At 39.8% G+C, this 17,895-nt stretch carries 20 protein-coding genes; 4 read left to right on the forward strand and 16 right to left on the reverse strand.

What is annotated here, in order from left to right:
• Positions 1-26 precede the first annotated feature (26 nt).
• From EUBHAL_RS14070 to cysK, 13 genes are all read right to left on the reverse strand, one after another.
• On the reverse strand, positions 27-440 hold the full coding sequence (locus EUBHAL_RS14070) for a M67 family metallopeptidase (protein ID WP_005351643.1): 414 nt from the start codon (positions 438-440) through the stop codon (positions 27-29).
• Between the two features lie 2 nt (positions 441-442).
• On the reverse strand, positions 443-1,249 hold the full coding sequence (locus tag EUBHAL_RS14075) for a HesA/MoeB/ThiF family protein (RefSeq protein WP_135960949.1): 807 nt from the start codon (positions 1,247-1,249) through the stop codon (positions 443-445).
• Positions 1,246-1,449 carry a sulfur carrier protein ThiS gene (thiS, locus tag EUBHAL_RS14080; protein WP_044923778.1) on the reverse strand — a complete coding sequence of 68 codons (204 nt, stop codon included), beginning with the start codon at positions 1,447-1,449 and terminating at the stop codon, positions 1,246-1,248. The genes EUBHAL_RS14075 and thiS overlap by 4 nt, the downstream gene beginning before the upstream one ends.
• A gap of 213 nt (positions 1,450-1,662) precedes the next feature.
• Complete coding sequence (locus tag EUBHAL_RS14085; protein WP_005351647.1) at positions 1,663-1,977, reverse strand: thioredoxin family protein; 315 nt, start codon at positions 1,975-1,977, stop codon at positions 1,663-1,665.
• Positions 1,978-2,124: 147 nt separating this feature from the next.
• Positions 2,125-2,370 carry a sulfurtransferase TusA family protein gene (locus EUBHAL_RS14090; RefSeq protein ID WP_022169903.1) on the reverse strand — a complete coding sequence of 82 codons (246 nt, stop codon included), beginning with the start codon at positions 2,368-2,370 and terminating at the stop codon, positions 2,125-2,127.
• On the reverse strand, positions 2,363-3,226 hold the full coding sequence (locus EUBHAL_RS14095; RefSeq protein ID WP_005351649.1) for a 4Fe-4S binding protein: 864 nt from the start codon (positions 3,224-3,226) through the stop codon (positions 2,363-2,365). The genes EUBHAL_RS14090 and EUBHAL_RS14095 overlap by 8 nt, the downstream gene beginning before the upstream one ends.
• A 131-nt stretch (positions 3,227-3,357) precedes the next feature.
• Positions 3,358-4,584: an O-acetylhomoserine aminocarboxypropyltransferase/cysteine synthase family protein gene (locus EUBHAL_RS14100; protein ID WP_044923782.1), complete on the reverse strand. Its 1,227-nt coding sequence runs from the start codon at positions 4,582-4,584 to the stop codon at positions 3,358-3,360.
• A 14-nt stretch (positions 4,585-4,598) separates the two neighbouring features.
• Positions 4,599-6,248, reverse strand: a complete 1,650-nt coding sequence (locus EUBHAL_RS14105) for a sulfate adenylyltransferase subunit 1 (protein WP_005351651.1) — start codon at positions 6,246-6,248, stop codon at positions 4,599-4,601.
• 1 nt (position 6,249) lies between these two features.
• Positions 6,250-7,152: a sulfate adenylyltransferase subunit CysD gene (gene cysD, locus EUBHAL_RS14110; RefSeq protein WP_005351652.1), complete on the reverse strand. Its 903-nt coding sequence runs from the start codon at positions 7,150-7,152 to the stop codon at positions 6,250-6,252.
• A 30-nt stretch (positions 7,153-7,182) separates the two neighbouring features.
• Positions 7,183-7,497, reverse strand: a complete 315-nt coding sequence (locus tag EUBHAL_RS14115; protein WP_005351654.1) for a 4Fe-4S dicluster domain-containing protein — start codon at positions 7,495-7,497, stop codon at positions 7,183-7,185.
• The gene (locus tag EUBHAL_RS14120) at positions 7,472-9,211 is read right to left on the reverse strand and encodes an adenylyl-sulfate reductase subunit alpha (RefSeq protein ID WP_005351656.1); all 1,740 of its coding nucleotides are present in this window, start codon (positions 9,209-9,211) and stop codon (positions 7,472-7,474) included. Before EUBHAL_RS14120 ends, EUBHAL_RS14115 begins: the two co-directional genes overlap by 26 nt.
• A gap of 74 nt (positions 9,212-9,285) precedes the next feature.
• Positions 9,286-9,735, reverse strand: coding sequence for an RrF2 family transcriptional regulator (locus EUBHAL_RS14125; RefSeq protein WP_005351657.1), 450 nt, complete (start codon positions 9,733-9,735; stop codon positions 9,286-9,288).
• A 97-nt stretch (positions 9,736-9,832) separates the two neighbouring features.
• Positions 9,833-10,765: a cysteine synthase A gene (gene cysK / locus EUBHAL_RS14130; protein ID WP_005351659.1), complete on the reverse strand. Its 933-nt coding sequence runs from the start codon at positions 10,763-10,765 to the stop codon at positions 9,833-9,835.
• A 557-nt stretch (positions 10,766-11,322) separates the two neighbouring features.
• Here cysK and EUBHAL_RS14135 point away from each other — a divergent pair.
• Together EUBHAL_RS14135 and EUBHAL_RS14140 are read left to right on the forward strand one after the other, a co-directional pair.
• The gene (locus EUBHAL_RS14135; RefSeq protein ID WP_005351664.1) at positions 11,323-12,273 is read left to right on the forward strand and encodes an Rpn family recombination-promoting nuclease/putative transposase; all 951 of its coding nucleotides are present in this window, start codon (positions 11,323-11,325) and stop codon (positions 12,271-12,273) included.
• Positions 12,274-12,593: 320 nt separating this feature from the next.
• Complete coding sequence (locus EUBHAL_RS14140) at positions 12,594-13,016, forward strand: RrF2 family transcriptional regulator (protein WP_005351667.1); 423 nt, start codon at positions 12,594-12,596, stop codon at positions 13,014-13,016.
• Here EUBHAL_RS14140 and EUBHAL_RS14145 read toward each other — a convergent pair.
• Positions 12,967-13,860, reverse strand: coding sequence for a LysR family transcriptional regulator (locus EUBHAL_RS14145; protein WP_005351670.1), 894 nt, complete (start codon positions 13,858-13,860; stop codon positions 12,967-12,969). The genes EUBHAL_RS14140 and EUBHAL_RS14145 overlap by 50 nt on opposite strands.
• Before the next feature lie 242 nt (positions 13,861-14,102).
• On the opposite strand from EUBHAL_RS14145, the gene EUBHAL_RS14150 reads away from it, so the two are divergent.
• Together EUBHAL_RS14150 and EUBHAL_RS14155 are read left to right on the forward strand one after the other, a co-directional pair.
• The gene (locus tag EUBHAL_RS14150) at positions 14,103-14,726 is read left to right on the forward strand and encodes a chromate transporter (RefSeq protein ID WP_005351671.1); all 624 of its coding nucleotides are present in this window, start codon (positions 14,103-14,105) and stop codon (positions 14,724-14,726) included.
• On the forward strand, positions 14,723-15,292 hold the full coding sequence (locus tag EUBHAL_RS14155) for a chromate transporter (RefSeq protein ID WP_044923785.1): 570 nt from the start codon (positions 14,723-14,725) through the stop codon (positions 15,290-15,292). The genes EUBHAL_RS14150 and EUBHAL_RS14155 overlap by 4 nt, the downstream gene beginning before the upstream one ends.
• A 607-nt stretch (positions 15,293-15,899) precedes the next feature.
• On the opposite strand, the gene sdaAA is transcribed toward EUBHAL_RS14155, so the two are convergent.
• Positions 15,900-16,775 carry an L-serine ammonia-lyase, iron-sulfur-dependent, subunit alpha gene (sdaAA, locus tag EUBHAL_RS14160; protein WP_005351673.1) on the reverse strand — a complete coding sequence of 292 codons (876 nt, stop codon included), beginning with the start codon at positions 16,773-16,775 and terminating at the stop codon, positions 15,900-15,902.
• Complete coding sequence (gene sdaAB, locus EUBHAL_RS14165; protein WP_005351674.1) at positions 16,776-17,444, reverse strand: L-serine ammonia-lyase, iron-sulfur-dependent subunit beta; 669 nt, start codon at positions 17,442-17,444, stop codon at positions 16,776-16,778.
• Positions 17,445-17,895 lie beyond the last annotated feature (451 nt).

The following is a 17,895-nucleotide window of genomic DNA, read 5'->3' on the forward strand; positions in this document are numbered from 1 at the left end:
CTTCGCGGGCGTCTGTTCTAAATGAATTAAATAGTTACAATCTCATCCTTAGATACCTGTCCCTCTCTTACTCGGAAAGCATGGATTACAGGATTTTCCTGATCCATAAGGGACATAATAAGATAACTTGCCTCAGAATCAAAGGCGAGGCGGATATCTTCCTTAGATGGTCTTGCCGGAGTTTCCGGATGGGAGTGCCAGTTTCCAAGTGGTTCTAAACCGTTCTTTCTCATATCTTTGATTGCTGCAAGCTGCTCTTTTGGATCTAAAGAGAAGTGTTCGTTTGTATGGTCAATATTTGTAAGGTAATATACTTTTTTTATTACTCGTTCTGTGTCGGATTTTTCGCCGGCGATGAGTCCGCAGGCTTCTTCCGGCAGGTGGGCAACGGCATGGGCTGCCATTGCCTGAAAGTCTTCTTTTTTAAGCTTTACCTGCATGATTAGATTTCCTCACATTCTGTCTGTTCGTAATCGATAAGCTCTGTGATTGTCGGATGGTCACCACATACAGCACAATCTTCTGTATGTTCTGGAAGTTTAATCTTTCTAAATTCCATCTTTAATGCATCATAAGTTAAGAGGTAGCCTGTCAGTAAGTCACCAACACCGAGGATGTATTTAACTGCTTCCATTGCCTGAAGACTTCCGATTACTCCACCCATTGCTCCGATAACGCCTGCCTGCTTACAGGTTGGTACTGCATCCTTTGGAGGCGGATTCTTGAATACACAACGATAACATGGTCCTTCTCCTGGCACGTAAGTCATGAGCTGGCCTTTGAAACGGATGATTCCAGCATGAGAAAATGGCTTTTTCGCCATTACGCAGGCATCGTTGATAAGAAATTTTGCAGGGAAGTTATCTGTTCCATCAATGATGAAGTCGTAGTCTTTGATTAAGTCCATGATGGATTCTGAGTCTACGAAAGTACGGTATGTAATTACTTTTACATCTGGGTTAATGGCTTCCATTGTCTCTTTTGCAGACTGTACTTTTGCCTTACCTACATCCTGTGTTGAATGAATGATCTGTCTTTGTAAGTTAGATAAATCTACTTCGTCTGCATCTGCGATTCCGATTGTTCCAACACCGGCTGCTGCTAAATACATTGCGGCTGGTGCGCCAAGTCCACCGGCTCCAATAATTAAAACTTTGGCATTTAATAATTTCTTCTGTCCTTTTGCGCCAACTTCCTTCAGGATAATATGACGGGAGTAGCGTTCAAGCTGCTCGTTTGATAGCATTATCTTCCACCTCCCATGAAATACAGAAATTCTACTTCGTCACCGTCTTTTAAGGCTTTTTCAAAATCTACTCTTTCAACGAATTCATCGTTTACGGATACAGTAACATATTCCGGTGTCTCTACGTTTTCCTTTTCAATAAGCTGTGTGATGTTTAATCCATCTTCATATTCTTTTACTTTTCCAGCAACTGTGATTTTCACGATTCTATCCTCCATTTATGTCTGTTTTTATATTTATAAAATTATATCTGTCTTATTATATCGGCCTTACCTTAAACTTTTATATTCTATTTATTATTATATACATCTTTACAATGCCTTTATAAATATATTCAAATTGCTATATATAACTTTATATCTAATTTTATAAATATGTTTTATTCTGTCTTTTATCAGTTTTTATTATATACTTTACTACTTATTCTTTTCAATCGCTTCTTCGATTTTATGTTTACTTACAGCCCCTATAATTCGGTCTACCTCTTCTCCGTTTTTGAAGAAAATAAGTACTGGAGAGGACATAACGCTGTACTCTTCGATGAGTTCCTGCTCGTAAACAATATTTACTTTTCCGATGTATACGTCTGGATATTTTTCGTCCAAATCTGCAAGTATCGGAGATAACTTTTTGCATGGAATACAACTGTCAGAGTAGAAGTCTGCGATTGCAAGACCTGATGCATTTAACACCTTTTCCTGAAAGCTGTCTTTGTTTAATCTTTCTGCCATAACTGCTCTCCTGTTTCAGAAGATATCTGAAAAATCAAGAAATAATCTGCACTTCCTACTTTATGAAATGCTTATCTTTTAAAAAGCATTTTTCAAATATACTCTGGGATTTTCCTGTTTTATTCTTTTAACTTCCTATATGTAACTTTATTCTCCAACTTTCTTTACGAATAAAGTATAAGTTCCATCATCGTTTGTATCTAATTTTAAGATCTGATGTCCTTCTTCTTTGATACTTCTTGGAACATTCTGTACTGGCTCGCCATCATTCATTTTTACGGCTAAAACCTGTCCTTCATCCATTTCTTCTAATGCTACTTTTGCTTTTACAAATGTAACGGGACATACAACATCAGTAATATCTACCTGTTCGTCAAAATGTATTTCACTCATTTTCATAGGCCTCCTTGATTGCTTTTTCAAATGCCTCTTTTCCAGTACGGTCGATCGTGAACTTGAGTCTCTCTCCTGCTTTTCCGTTCTGTTCAAAGAATTTTAATGCTGCATCGCATACTTTTAATAACTTTTCGTGGCTTTCGATAAATGGAATAATTGTCTCACCCTTGCTGATGTGATTTCCGAATGTTCCACCAAAAGAAACGATATATCCTGGCTGTGCATCGTAAGCATCTACTGGACAGGACTTTACACATCGTCCGCAGTAGTTACATTTTCCTGTGTCGATACTGATTTTTCCGTCTTCTAAAGTAATTGCTTCATTTCGGCAGGCTTTTACGCAGACACCACACTGGATACATTTATCTTCTACCCATGCAACCTGCATTCCACCTTTGATTCCTACGTCATTTTCCTCTGCTTTTAAGCAGTTATTCTGGCATCCTGTGATACCGAATTTGAACTTATGAGGAAGTTCGTAACCGAAATATCTCTCATCAAGTTCCTTTGCCAATGCGTAAGTATCAATACAGCCGCTCTGACAGATTGCTGCACCCTGACAGGCAGTAACGGTTCTTACTCGAGGCCCACATACACCTGGAACAACATCCCCTTCTGCTAATGCATTTTTTACTTCTTCAATCTGGTCTAACTTAATGAAAGGAATCTCCACACCCTGTCTGGATGTTAAATGTACATATCCTTCACCGTATTTTTCTGCAACTTCAGCAACCTTTGCAAGCTGCTCTGCACTCATATGTCCGCCGACGGTACGAAGTCTTAAAGAAAAATTATTTTTCTGTTTCTGGCGCATAAATCCGCCCTTTTTCAGAGTTGCATAATCTACTGCCATTTTGTCCTCCTGTAATTAAATGAAATACCCTTTTTTCATTTCTATACTGCTAAATTTTTTGTAACCATTCAACGCTATTTGCAAATCACAACTTTGATGATTCTTTGCTTATATAGCTTTGAATAATTACATTATATATTTTCTATCGCCTGTGTAAAGTCCGCAATTAAATCTTCCACATCTTCAATGCCGACACTGATTCGAATCGTATCCTCATATACCCCTGCGTGTTCCTGTTCTTCTTTGGTACTGTGCAGATAAATCGTTGATGATGGATGAATGACTAACGTTCTTAAATCGCCGATATTGGTTGCGATATGTGCATATTTTAAAGAATTAATCAGTTTAAATGCTTTTTCTCTTGAACCTGCCCGGATTGTGAGGATGGCACCTCCCAGTCCTCCGAACTGTCCATCGACAAGCGGTTTGTATGGACTGCTTTCCAGTCCCGGATAGTTTACTGTAATTCCTGCCAATTCCTCTAATGCCTTTGCAAGTGTCAGTGCATTGTGACAAAGTACTTTCATTCGAATACCGAGTGTTTCAAGCCCTAAAATATTGAGGTAAGCGTTCATTGGCGCGAGACACCCACCCATATTTCTCCACACATCGTTTCGAAGTCTTGCAGTATAAGCAAACTTTCCGTATTTGCTGTATTCCTTCATTGCCGGATATCTGTCTTTATCCCATTTGAACTTTCCACCATCCACGATGATTCCGCTGATGGAATTGCCGCTTCCGTTGATGTATTTTGAACTGGAATGAATAACAACATCTGCTCCTAATGATAAGGCATTTACCAGATAAGGGGTTGCCGTGGTGGCATCCGCGATAAATGGTACTCCATTTTCATGAAGGAAATCAGTTACTTCTTTGATATTTACTACATCAAGTCCCGGATTGCCAATCAGTTCTCCGAAAACCACCTTGATATTTGGATTTAAAACCGTCTTGATGTCTTCCACGGTAATATGTGGAATGAAATGTGTCGTAATACCAAACGCTTCTAAATCCTTGAATAAGTCGATGGTTCCTCCGAATAATCCGCTTCCTGCAATGATTTCATCTCCAGCACTTAATACATTTAACAGTGCTGCGGTGATGGCTGCCATTCCAGAGGCACAGGCAACTGCGCCCACGCCTCCTTCTAATTCATTGATTCTCTGTTCAAATGCTGCGACAGTCGGATTACCGATTCGTGTATAAGCAAATCCAGGTGCTTTATTTCCAAATACTTTTTCGAGATGTTCTGCGGAATCGTAAGAAAATGCACTTACCTGACTGATTCCCGGAAGTGTTCCTCCGTCCGGCGTATTTCTTCCTGCTTTTCCATGAAGAATCTTTGTGTTAAACTTCATTTCCATCTCTCCTTTTAGATGTGACTTGCAACACCGTATACATCTTCCGCATACTCTGTAATCTTACGGACTGTCTGTACTGTGCTGTCCACGTCTCCTTTTTCTCCTTCTTCCCAGTTCTTAATGTATTTGCTGTACTTGGATAAGGAGTTTTTGATTTCTTCTTTATTCTTTAAGTCTTTATTAAGAACAAGTAATACGATAATACCCGCTCTGTTTAAATGTCTTACGACAAGTCCTACTGGCTCATCATCTTTTGGTGCGTAAAGGTATGTATGTCTTCCACCTAATGTCAGTTCTTTTTCTACCTGTTCTACAAAGCTTCTTGTGATATTGTCATCTGCAAGGTCAAATGGAATGGTTGCTGCTCTCTGTCCTTTGATTACGGCACGAAGCTGATCTGCTTTCTTTCCTGCTTCCTGTCCGTCTTCTTTTACTTCTGTAACAACACCGCAGGCAGAAGTCATATTGGTTACACGGTCAATCAGGATTAATTCTCCTAATGTCTTGTGATCCTTAAATTCATCTGCTACAACACGGTCTACAAATGTAATCTCGCACTCTGCGATTTCGTTCTTTCCTAAGGAATCGGCGGGCTTCTGTTCTCCTGTATTTACATCAATGGAGTAAAGGATTTTTGAAACGATACCAGGTACTAATCTGGTTCCTAATTTTACGAAGTAGTTCTTTCCACTTTCAAGTTTGTCATCATCCATCCAGAGGAGAGTTGCTTCTACTGAAGAAGTTACCTTTTCTCCTGCACCTGCGGATAAGACACATCCTCTTGATACGTCTACTTCTCGGTCAAGCTGGATTGTTACCGGCTGTCCTTTTTCTGCAGACTGTACATCTTTGTCTGTTACATGAATGGATTTAACGTGTGCTTTTTCCATACTTGGCAATGCAGTAATCTCATCGCCTACCTTGATGCTTCCACTTTCAATCTGTCCCTGGAATCCACGGAACTGATGATTTGGACGGCATACTCTCTGTACAGGAAGGTAGAAGCCTTCTTCCTGATTTTCATCAATATCAACCTGCTCTAAGATAGAAAGGATTGGCTTTCCTTCATACCATGTCATGTTGTCGGAAGCTTTTGTTACGTTGTCACCTTCTGTAGCGGATACTGGAACGATGTATACATTTTCCAGTCCAAGTTCTGCTTTTAATGCTTCGATCTGTTTTTCGATTTCACGGAATCTTTCTTCACTATACTTTGCAAGATCCATCTTATTTACTGCGAAAATGAAATATTTAATTCCCATTAATGCACAGATTCTTGCGTGACGTCTTGTCTGTACAAGTACGCCCTGTGTTGCGTCCAGAAGAATAACGGCTAAGTCTGCAAAAGATGCACCAACTGCCATGTTTCTTGTATATTCTTCATGTCCTGGAGTATCTGCTACGATAAAGCTTCGATTATCTGTTGTGAAATATCTGTAAGCTACGTCGATCGTGATACCCTGTTCTCTCTCTGCCATTAATCCGTCAAGTAATAAAGAGTAGTCTATTTTTCCACCGCGGCTTCCTACTTTTGAGTCAAGCTCGAGTGCTTTTTCCTGGTCTGTATAAAGAAGCTTGGAGTCATACAGGATATGTCCGATTAATGTTGATTTTCCGTCATCCACGCTTCCGCATGTAATAAATTTTAATAATCCTTTCATCTTAGAAGTACCCCTCTTTCTTTCTTCTTTCCATGCTGGCTGCTCCGCCGTCATGGTCGATAACACGGCTGGTTCTCTCGGAATCTACTGCGCTAAGTGTCTCATCAATAATCTCGTCTAATGTATGTGCGGTAGATTCAATACCACCTGTTAACGGGTAACATCCAAGAGTACGGAATCTTACGCTCTTATGTTCAATCTTTTCACCTGGACGAAGCTTCATTCTGTCATCATCTACCATGATGATATTGCCGTCACGCTCTACTACCGGACGCTCTGCCGCATAATAAAGTGGTACGATTTCGATGTTTTCGCGTTTGATGTACTGCCAGATATCTTTCTCTGTCCAGTTAGAGATTGGGAATACTCGAATACTTTCACCCTGTTTAATCTGTGTATTATATAACTTCCACACTTCCGGGCGCTGGTTCTTAGGATCCCATGCCTGTTCTTTATTTCTAAAGGAGAAAATTCTCTCTTTGGCTCTTGATTTTTCTTCATCACGACGACCGCCGCCAAATGCTGCGGTAAATCCGTATTTTGTGAGTGCCTGTTTTAATGCCTGTGTCTTCATGATGTCTGTGTAGGCTGAGCCGTGGTCAAATGGGTTGATTCCCTGTTTTACACCTTCTTCATTTGTGTATACAATCATGTCGATTCCTTTTTCTTTTGCAATCTTATCTCTAAATTCGATCATTTCTTTGAATTTCCATGTTGTATCGATATGCATAAATGGGAACGGTGGCTTTTCCGGGTAAAATGCTTTCATTGCCAGATGCAGCATTACGGAACTGTCCTTTCCGATTGAGTAAAGCATAACTGGCTTTTCACATTCTGCTGCTACTTCTCTCATTATGTATATTGCTTCTGCTTCCAGTTCATCAAGATGTGATAATGTTCCCATCTCATTTCCTCCTTTAAAATGTTTTCTATGCTAATATTTGTTAGAATCTTTCATGTTTATCTCAATGGTCTTTGTCTCACCGTTCGGACTATCGACACGCCATATGCGGACATCGCCTTTTTCCTTGACAGAAAGCATGGAACCCATGCCTCCCATGTCAGCACCTAAGAAGTAAAGAATTGCTCCCGTGTGACATTCTTTTAAGCAGGCGGTACAGCCCCAGCAGTCTCTGATATTTCGAATATGTACCTTGCCGTCCTCGCCTTTTTTTAAGAGATTCCCGGGACAGACGGAAAGGCATTTTCCGCATCCCACACATTTATTCTGTAAAATCCGTACACTCATATACCTTGCCTCCTGTCACCAGTTCTCTGAAAATGATTTCTGTCCCGCCGTCTGGCTTTCTTTTTGAATTCACATATTTAAGCCACTGATTGCTCTCTTTCGGATAGTCTGTATTCTCTCCAAAGCTGTGCCATCTTGTCTCTTTTCTAGCTCTTAAATGTTCAATCAAAGTCTGACACACAATCAGTCTCTCTCTTACTTCGTAGATATCTTTTAACTCAAACATATCTTTTGCTTTGAGTTCATCAATCATGCCAAGTAATTCACCGATTCTCTTCTTACCGATTACCAGTCTCTCTTCATTGTACTGATAATCGGTAGCGATTCCTCCGGCATACTGATCCATGACTTTCTGCATTGCCTCTTCAAGCTGTTCTGCAGTAATGAAAAATGTATCTTCGCTGTCTTTTCCTTCTGCTGTCAAATGTGCTTCATACTCTTTTTTCTTTAATATAGAAGCATTATCTATTTTTGTTTCAATTTCCTTTATAGCATTTGATTTTTCGCTGTCTGCATTTAAGTTTTTTAAGTATTTCGTCATGGATTCGGCGGCAATCTCGCCTTCTGCCAATGCTCCGGTTACGTATTTCTGTGGGCATCCTCCGGCAACATCTCCGGCGGCAAATAAACCTTTCACTGTTGTTCTTCTGCCGTTATCTACCCAGTAACCACTTGCGGTATGGCCACCTACAATGTAAGGTTCTGTTCCTTCGATTTCGACATTCTCACTTGCCGGTCCTCTCGAACCTTCTAACCATTTGAGTGTCTGGCTTGGTGCCATGTTGAGGTACGCTCTGTATAAATCCTGTTCCTGTGCTGCACTGATTTCGTCTGTCTTTAGATAACAAGGACCGCGTCCCTCTCTGTTCTCAGTTACTGTTCCATATAATCGCTGAGAAGTTGTAAGACCGTATTTTGTCTCATAAATCTCACCGTGAGAGTTCATCTGCCTGGCTCCGACACCCTGTGCGATTGTTCCAACCGGTGCAATCGTATCTTTACATCGCAATGCGATAAAACGCATCTCAAATGTTGTCATTTCTGCTCCGGCTAAAATTCCCATTGCAAATCCGGCTCCTGTATTAAATGGGGAGTACCACATCTTATGTCTTGAAAATCCCGGATTGTTCGGGCGGTAAAGCCCTGCAGCTCCACCAGTCGCACAAAGAACTGCTTTTGCCCGGATATCATAGAAAACATTTTCTTCTATATTAAAGCCCCAGGCTCCTTTGATTTCATTCTCTTCTATTATGTAATCGGTGATATTCACTCTCTCAAGCACTGTGACATTGTCCTGTGACATTGCCGCTTCTGCTAAAAGAGGCTTGATATTTTCACCGTTAATCTTTATATTTCTGTTTCCTCTTGCAACGTACTTACCGTTCTCATCTTTCAGGATAACGAGTCCTAAATCATCAAGAACCTTCGTTACATGATTCAGTCGCTCAGACATGGATAAAAGCAAATCCTCTCTGACAATTCCGTGGGCATCCTTCTTTGCGTAATCCACATAATCCTGAGGGATATGTCCTTCTGTAATATATGCATTTAAAGCGTTAACCCCAGCTGCCAGACAGCCGCTTCTCTTAATATTCGCTTTTTCCGCTATCAGAACGCTTACCCCTGCTTCTTTTCCCAAAGTATAGGCAGCAAAGCAGCCTGCTGTTCCTCCACCGATGATTAACACATCTGTCTCTAATCTCTTTGTCTTCATGTCTACCCTCTTGAGTATCTAAAAATTCTATCTATTTTTATCTATCTAATCTAAAAATTTAATTTTAATCTTACTTAAATGTAATACATTTCATGTCCAACCTGACTGTACTCCATTGAGGAATCTACCAGATTTCTTAATGTTAATTGTTTCAATAATCTATCCGTCTGATCATTCATCTGATCAATCAGAAGTTTCTGTATCGCAGTGGATATTCCCTTTTCGTCTGTTCCGCTTACCACACTTCTTTCATCTTCCAGAAGATAGCTTCCATCTAACGCATGAATTACATCTGCTACGGTAATACTTTCTGGTCTTTTTGCTAAAAGATAACCGCCCTGTGGTCCCTTTACGCTTCTTACCAGACCGGCCTTTCTCAGACTCGAAAAAATCTGTTCCAGATACTTTACAGATATATTATTGCGCTCTGCGATACTGCTTAACTGAACGCACTGGTCTTTGGCATATACTGCCAGATCGATCAATGCGGTAATCCCATACCTGCTTTTCTTCGAAAGATTCATTTATTTATCACCCTTTTCCTCTATTCAATTACAAATCCTATACTGGATTTCGTACCTGTCTTATGCATTAAGCTTTGAGATTCAAGAATGCCTGGCATTATTCTGTAAATAATGCTGTAGAGTAATATCTGTCTCCTGTATCTGGAAGAAGCGCTACAATAGTCTTTCCTTCGTTCTCTGGCTTCTTCGCATATTCAATTGCTGCATGTAAAGATGCTCCGGAGGAAATCCCTACTAAAATTCCTTCTTTCTTTGCTAAAAGCTTTGCTGTTGCAAAAGCATCCTCATTCGTTGCTCTGAAAATCTCATCATAAATCTTTGTATCTAATACATCTGGTACAAATCCAGCTCCGATACCCTGAATCTTATGTGGGCCTGCCTTACCTTCAGATAAAACTGGTGATGTATCTGGCTCTAAAGCTACAATCTTCACTTCTGGTTTCTGTTCTCTTAAGTACTGGCCTGTACCTGTTAAAGTTCCACCTGTACCAACACCTGCAATAAAGATATCAACCTCTCCATCTGTATCATTCCAGATCTCAGGACCAGTTGTTGCTTTATGGATTGCCGGGTTTGCCGGGTTTACAAACTGTCCCGGAATGAAGCTTCCTTCGATTTCTTCTGAAAGTTCATTTGCCTTTGCAATAGCACCTTTCATTCCCTTAGCTCCGCTTGTAAGAACAATCTCAGCACCGTAAGCTTTTAAAATATTTCTTCTCTCAACACTCATTGTCTCAGGCATTGTAAGGATGATTCTGTATCCTTTTGCTGCTGCAATAGATGCAAGACCGATTCCTGTGTTACCAGATGTCGGCTCAATGATTACGGAACCTTCTTTTAAAATTCCTTTCTTCTCAGCATCTTCGATCATCGCTTTTGCGATTCTGTCCTTAACACTTCCTGCCGGATTGAAGTACTCAAGCTTAACTAATACTCTTGCCTTTAATCCTAATTCCTTTTCAATATTAGCAACCTCAACAAGAGGTGTATTTCCGATCAATCCTAATGTACCTTTATAAATGTTAGCCATTGCTTTGTTCCTCCTTATTCTAAAATCTCATTTTTTATTGATTTATTTCTTTCATGTATCTCATGGCTATGATAATAGCACTATTAACCTACTTTGTAAATAGGTTTATAGGGATTTATTTAAAAACAATTTTTGAAAAGCGGGAAATATGGCTTAACCATGCAGTTTTTGAGGGATAAATTTTTTTCAAAAAAATAGTGATTTGATGCAGTCAAGGCTACATAGACGCTCCCAAAGAGAAAAAATATCCTATATTTGTGACTCTATCTCTGCGGGTTGAATATTCGCCCCACGCTCGCATTCAACACTTGCTCTCAGGCCATAAATATGGATTCGATAGCTCTCTGGCTTCTGTCTTTGGCTGGATACGGACTTGCAAAAAATTTCCATATTTAAATTCTCCTATTTTACCAAAGACAAAAAATGAAAAATCAGGCAGCTACAATCTCTCTACATTTAATTTTTATATGTTATTTTTTGGAAAAATATTGATTTTATGTTAATTTTATTGTATCATATATTCAGACAAAATAATTTTTATTTCGAGGTGAGTGTTTATGAGACAAGCTGATGCACTTACTAAAGAATATTTGTCCAATAATGAGATTTTTGCTGATGTTTTTAATTATCTTATTTATGATGGGCAACAAAGAATACTTCCAGAGAATTTAATTGAACGAGATACTTCTGAAATCACTCTTCCGCTCGGGAAACGCGGAGAATTAGCTACAATACAAAAATTTCGGGATATTTTAAAAGGTTGTATTGCAAAAGAATATAAAAATACCCTTTATGTACTGTTTGGAGTTGAGAATCAATCTCATATCCATTATGCAATGCCTGTCAGAAATATGCTCTATGATGCGATTAATTATTCTGCACAAGTAAATGAAAAAACAAAAAAATACAGAAAAATACGAAAACAAAATCCAAATTTTAAAGAAACTACAGAAGAATTTTTATCGGGATGGCATCCAGATGATCGCCTTGTCCCAGTTATTACTGTTACTATATATTTTGGCAATGACGGGTGGGATGCGGCAAAAAGCCTTCAGGAGATGTTTTCTGAGACAGATGAATCCCTTAAAGAATTTCTTCCAGATTACAAACTTCATTTAATATCATGCAACAATATTTCTAATTTCACGAAATTTCATACAGAATTTGGCCGACTTATGCATATATTAAAAGTAATTTCTGATGAAGAACAAATGGATATTCTACTTTCTGATCCAGGCTATTCTGCTCTTTCCGTTACTGCTGCACAGATTATAAACACATTTACAGGATTACATTTTTCAATTCCAGAAAAGGAGGATACAATAAACATGAGAAACGCATGGACAGACCATAAAGAATCTGGTCGAAGAGAAGGATTTAACGAAGCAACAACCAGCTATACACAACGAATGTATAAAGCGGGCATTCCTTTGGAAGTAATTGCTGAAGTAATAGAAAAGCCAGTTACTGAAGTTGAAAAAATATTGTCTAACGATTTAATTCATTAGTAAACAACAAACGAATTAAACAGTGCACGGACCTACGGATAATAAATCAAAGACTTCAACTTTCATCCCCAAATCCCTCCAACCACTATTTAATTCAAACAAAATCCAGCCAAAGACAGCCCGAGAAGAAAACCGATACCCTATATTTGTGGCCTCGGAGCAAGGTTTGGATGCGAGCACATAAAGCGAGTATTCAAACCGCCGCGACTAAAGACACAAATATAGGATATCGGTTCTCTTCTCGGGCGTCTGTCCCCCCTTTAACGAACTAACCTACTATGTTATAATAAAGTCATATTATTACGAAAGAGGATTATTTTATGATTTCAACCAAAGGACGTTATGCCCTCCGCGTCATGTTAGACTTAGCGGAGCATGGCAATGAGGGGTATATCCCCCTTAAAGATATTGCAAAGAGACAGGCTATTTCCGATAAATATCTGGAAAGTATCCTGAAGTCTCTTGTAAAACAAAAGATGTTAAAAGGACTGCGTGGTAAGGGTGGGGGATACCAGCTTACCCGCACACCGGCAGAATATAGTGTCGGAGAGATTCTGGAAGTGGCCGAAGGAACGCTTGCTCCTGTGGCTTGTCTTATGGATGATGCGGAAGATTGTCCAAGGGCGAACCAGTGCCGGACGCTTCCTATGTGGAAGAAGTTTGATTCACTGGTTCACGATTTCTTTTACAATATTACTCTGGAACAAATTCTGGAGGATCCAAAGTTTTTACCAGAAGAATAAATTTCTTTATCGATGGAGACAGATATTTGCTATGATGATAGGCTATATGAATCGTATTCTGGAAAGAGAAATCGGAGAAGGTAATCTGGGATAATCGCCCCTCTCTTACTTCTCTTTTTATCATCTGCTCTGGAACGATCGTTACCCCTAATCCATAATGTACCGCTTCCATAAGTGTTGTCTGGGATGTGCTTTCCCATACTGGAGTGACGGTAAGTCCAGTCTGATTTACCGCACTCTGGAATACTTCATATGCACCACTGCTTTTTTCTCTGGATAAAAGCGGCTCTTTCATAAATTCTTCTAGTGGTACCGTTTTTCCTGCCATCGGATGCTCCGGGGCGCATATGGCGGTATATTTCTCATAAAATAGCGGTTCTGCAACGATATGTTCTGACTGTATCGTTCCCCCTACGAGTGCCAGATCTAACTTTCCATCTAACAGTTCTTTTTCTACAACAGCGGTTGTATTTATCTTTACCTGCACATTTATTCCCGGATACCTGTCCCGAAATTCCCGGATGAGTCTTGGAATATAATAAGTTCCTATATTTACACTCGCTCCTACTCGGAGTCTTCCGGTAAAGTCTGTATTTTTAAATGCAATTTCCATCTCATCATACATCGCAATGAAATGCTTTGCATAGTCGAGAAATCTCTTTCCTTCTTCTGTAATATGAAGTCTCTGATTAATTCTCTCAAAAAATCTTGCCCCATAATGCTCTTCTATCTCTTTTATGGCAACACTTACCGTTGGCTGTGTCAAATACAGCTTTTTGGCAGCTTTTGTGATATTTTCTTCTTCCGCTACGGCGATGAAAATTCTAAAATGGCGAATGGACACGCTATTCCTCCTTTCTCAAATCCGATTTCTATTTTATAGTTTTTTATCTATGAACTTTATTATAATTATAGTATTTTTAAAATAATCTCGCAAGTGATATATTAATAATGTAAAAAGACTTAATTTGTAAATATCTTTAGAGCATGTTTGAAAAATGCTTTCTGTAAAATATACCGCAAAGTAGGGTGTGCAGATTACAGGAATAATTTTTCAAACACTCTCTAGAAAGTAAGAGGGATTTCATGAAAAATAAACCGCACAAACTATGGGTGTTATTTCTTACAACACTTTATATCAGTGCTTTTACATTTGGCGGCGGCTTTGTCATCGTCACTTTTATGAAGCATAAATTCGTAGATGAACTACATTGGATTGATGAGCAGGAAATGCTCGATTTTACCGCTCTTGCACAGTCCTGTCCTGGAGCGATTGCTGTAAATGCTGCTATTTTGGTCGGCTGGAATGTATATGGTTTTGCCGGAATGATTGTGGCAACGCTCGGAACAATTCTTCCACCGATGATTATTTTATCTGTCGTTTCTTTTTTCTACGCTATTTTTTCAACAAATGTATGGGTAGCTGTCGTGTTAAAAGGAATGCAGGCAGGAGTTGCTGCCGTCATTTTAGATGCTGCGTGCAGCCTTGGAGAAAGTGTATTAAAAGAAAAAAGCAGCCTGTCTATTTTTATCATGACCGCTGCTTTTGTATGTGACTTTTTCTTAGAAGTAAATGTTGTTTATATTATTCTTGTAGCCGCATGTATCGGCATCATTCAGTTTATATGGTATCAGTACAGGCCATTTTTTCTCAGGCAAACACAGAAGGAAACACAGAAACAAAAATGCTTACAGGAGACGAAATTATGATTTATATACAATTATTTCTGAGTTTCGTACAGATTGGGCTTTTTAGTGTCGGCGGTGGGTACGCTGCAATTCCGCTGATTCAAAGCCAGGTTGTAGAAACTCATGGATGGCTTACCATGAACGAATTCACGAATCTTATCACAATCGCAGAAATGACACCTGGTCCAATCGGTGTCAATTCTGCCACATTTACCGGTCTGCAGATTGCTGGAATCCCCGGTGCTCTTGCCGCTACTTTCGGTTCGATTTTTCCTTCCTGTATTCTGGTATCTATTCTGGCACTTGTATATTGTAAATACAAAGAAACTTCAGCAATCAGCAATATTCTTTCGAGTCTGCGGCCTGCCGTTGTTGCACTGATTACTGCTGCCGGATTTTCTATGTTTCAGACCGCTGTTCTTTCCGGGAAAGCCTTACACATTTCTTCAGTAAATGTATTCGCTCTTTTTCTTTTTATTGCAGCCTTTATTGCTCTTAGAAAATGGAAGCTGAATCCGATTCTTATTATGTGCCTTTGCGGTGTGGCAAATTTATTCTTCACACTTTTAAAATCTGCTAACTTCTGATTTGTGAGACTATGGAACAGACGCCGCTACAGAAGAATCTATAAGCGGATTGCTCAAAAAATATAAAAAAGAAGTCCTTGTTATAAGCTTGAATTTTGTTCCGTTGCGCTAAACGTTCCATCCTGCCTGATAAGACAACCTTGCTCGAAAACGAGCTCGCAAGGTTACAGTCAAGATTCCACAGCGCAAAGTCACAAAATTCAAGCTTATAACAAGGGCTTCTTTTTAATTTTTTGAATAATCCGATAAAAATATCTATAGCGGCTGGTTATTCTAAAGCATTCAAATCAATTAAAAGATGTAAAGGAAAAGCCAGAAAATATTGAATCTCCATCAGTCCTCATGTCAATCTTTAATATTCCATTTTCCAGAAAGCTACAATCATCTGAAATCTTTCTCAAATCTCTCCAATATAAAATTCTGATATTACTTCTACAACCAAAGTACAGCCACCGAAGAAAGCCTAGCCCCTATATTTGTGGCCTCGGAGCAAAGGTTGGATGCGAGCACGTATAAGCGAGCATTCAAACTGCCGCGACTAAAGTCACAAATATAGGGGATAGGCTTTCTTCAGCGGCGTCTCCTTTGCCTGCGGCAAACCAGAAGTTTAATGACTCTTAAACTGTTCCATAATACGTTTTGCCGATTCTGTCACTGCAAGACCACCTTTACTGGTTTCTTTCAGGCAGGATGGAAGATCATTTCCTATCCGGCGCATACTGTCAATCGTGTCATCTGGAGTGATCACACTGGTAATACCTGCAAGAGCAAGCTGCGCGCTTGAAATTGCATTTACAACTCCTGCTACATTTCTTTTAACACAAGGGACTTCTACCAGACCGCCAACCGGATCACATGCAAGCCCAAGCATATTTTTTAAGGCGAAGGTTGCTGCCTGCATAATCTGCTCATTATCTGCACCTTGCAGATATGCCAATGCCCCGGCAGCCATCGCACTTGCCGTTCCGATTTCTGCCTGACATCCACCAAATGCTCCGGCAATCGAAGCATTTTCGGCCACAACTTTTCCGATACCAGAAGCGACGAATAATGCTTTTACCAGTTCATCTTCCTCTGCATTTTTATTTTCTTCGTAACTTAAAAGAACTGCCGGGATTACTCCACAGGAGCCGGCTGTAGGAGCTGCTACAATCCGCTTCATACAGGCATTCGACTCTCCCATCTTTAATGCTTTTTCCATTGCAAGACTGGAATACTCACTGCATAAATTTTTCCCAGTGGCATTATACTGACGCATTTTTTCACCGTCTCCACCAACCATTCCGCTCTGGGACTTTAAATTTGCCTCATAACTCTGGTCTGCCTCCTGCATTGCCCTATACATAAAACGCATTTTCTCAAAAACCTGCTCTCCTGATGCCCCGCTCTCATCCATATCGGCCTGTAAAACAACTTCCCAAATCTTTTTATCCTGTTCTTTACAAAGGTCTAATATATTCTGTATGCTGTGATATTCTATCATTTACTTTTCCTCCGATTTTCCAAGATAGGTTACTTTCAGTACACCTTCCACTCGCTCCAGCCAACGGATTCCCTCCTGCGGAACTTCTTGATCACACTCCACAACCATAACTGCTTTACCACCCTTTGAGGAACGATATAACTGCATGGTCGCAATATTCACACCTTTATGAGCAAGCATGGAAGTTACTTCCGATACATGTCCTGGCTGATCGAGATTATGCACGATCAATGTTGGATTCTCCCCAGAGAAATTCGTCTCAATGCCATCAATCTCCGCAATATTAATCCGGCCGCCTCCAAGCGACTGGCCCACAAGCTCCATCGTCTTTCCCGAAATGCCTTTCAAATAAAGCTGTGCCGTATTCGGATGTGCTTCCTTCAATACCGCCTCGCCAAAAGCAATCTTCATACCTTTATCCTCTGCAATCTCAATACTTTTTGGAATTCGGTAATCATCCGTCTGCATTCCAAGAAGGCCAGCTGTCAGTGCCTTATCTGTGCCATGCCCCTTTCCTGTTGCAAGAAAAGAACCATAAAGTAAAATCTTTGCCTCTCTCACTTCTTCGCCCAAAAGCTGTCTTGCTACATAACCAATTCTTACTGCTCCCGCTGTATGGGAACTCGAAGGTCCTACCATAACCGGACCGATAACGTCAAAAATGTTCATAAACTTACTCCTCACCAGTGAAATTCATATTTATCCTTGTTAAAAGTTCTCCTTCTGTATTAAGATTCTATATATTCTATCAAAATATATCCTGATTATATATTTATCCCATTCTCAAATCAAGTGGTTATAATTACTATTTAATTCATTAAAGAACAGACGCCCAGGAAGAAAACCGATACCCTATATTTGTGACTTTAGTCGCGGCGGTTTAAATGCTCGCTTTATGCGCTCGCATCTAAACCTTGCTCCGAGGCCACAAATATAGGGTATCGGTTCTCTTCCCGGGCTGTCTTTGGCTGGATTTTATTTGAATTAAATAGTGGTTGTGAGGATTTGAGGGGAAAGGCAGAAGTTTTCTGCTTGCTTTCAGAATATTGTAGATAGATTTTTTTATCTTACTATTACATATAGGCAGGTCAAATCATACCCTCTGCTACCAGTCATTGTC

The sequence above is a fragment of the Anaerobutyricum hallii DSM 3353 genome (assembly GCF_000173975.1).
GTDB lineage: Bacteria > Bacillota > Clostridia > Lachnospirales > Lachnospiraceae > Anaerobutyricum > Anaerobutyricum hallii.

Excerpts from the sequence above, each read along its gene's own strand:
- EUBHAL_RS14100 (WP_044923782.1), bottom strand. The coding sequence starts at position 4,584 with ATGAAGTTTAACACAAAGATTCTTCATGGAAAAGCAGGAAGAAATACG.
- EUBHAL_RS14140 (WP_005351667.1), top strand. The coding sequence starts at position 12,594 with ATGATTTCAACCAAAGGACGTTATGCCCTCCGCGTCATGTTAGACTTA.
- EUBHAL_RS14125 (WP_005351657.1), bottom strand. The coding sequence starts at position 9,735 with ATGAATCTTTCGAAGAAAAGCAGGTATGGGATTACCGCATTGATCGAT.
- cysK (WP_005351659.1), bottom strand. The coding sequence starts at position 10,765 with ATGGCTAACATTTATAAAGGTACATTAGGATTGATCGGAAATACACCT.
- EUBHAL_RS14090 (WP_022169903.1), bottom strand. The coding sequence starts at position 2,370 with ATGAGTGAAATACATTTTGACGAACAGGTAGATATTACTGATGTTGTA.
- EUBHAL_RS14095 (WP_005351649.1), bottom strand. The coding sequence starts at position 3,226 with ATGGCAGTAGATTATGCAACTCTGAAAAAGGGCGGATTTATGCGCCAG.
- sdaAB (WP_005351674.1), bottom strand. The coding sequence starts at position 17,444 with ATGAACATTTTTGACGTTATCGGTCCGGTTATGGTAGGACCTTCGAGT.
- EUBHAL_RS14135 (WP_005351664.1), top strand. The coding sequence starts at position 11,323 with ATGAGACAAGCTGATGCACTTACTAAAGAATATTTGTCCAATAATGAG.
- EUBHAL_RS14070 (WP_005351643.1), bottom strand. The coding sequence starts at position 440 with ATGCAGGTAAAGCTTAAAAAAGAAGACTTTCAGGCAATGGCAGCCCAT.
- EUBHAL_RS14150 (WP_005351671.1), top strand. The coding sequence starts at position 14,103 with ATGAAAAATAAACCGCACAAACTATGGGTGTTATTTCTTACAACACTT.
- EUBHAL_RS14120 (WP_005351656.1), bottom strand. The coding sequence starts at position 9,211 with ATGAAGACAAAGAGATTAGAGACAGATGTGTTAATCATCGGTGGAGGA.
- EUBHAL_RS14105 (WP_005351651.1), bottom strand. The coding sequence starts at position 6,248 with ATGAAAGGATTATTAAAATTTATTACATGCGGAAGCGTGGATGACGGA.
- EUBHAL_RS14085 (WP_005351647.1), bottom strand. The coding sequence starts at position 1,977 with ATGGCAGAAAGATTAAACAAAGACAGCTTTCAGGAAAAGGTGTTAAAT.
- EUBHAL_RS14115 (WP_005351654.1), bottom strand. The coding sequence starts at position 7,497 with ATGAGTGTACGGATTTTACAGAATAAATGTGTGGGATGCGGAAAATGC.
- sdaAA (WP_005351673.1), bottom strand. The coding sequence starts at position 16,775 with ATGATAGAATATCACAGCATACAGAATATATTAGACCTTTGTAAAGAA.
- EUBHAL_RS14155 (WP_044923785.1), top strand. The coding sequence starts at position 14,723 with ATGATTTATATACAATTATTTCTGAGTTTCGTACAGATTGGGCTTTTT.
- cysD (WP_005351652.1), bottom strand. The coding sequence starts at position 7,152 with ATGGGAACATTATCACATCTTGATGAACTGGAAGCAGAAGCAATATAC.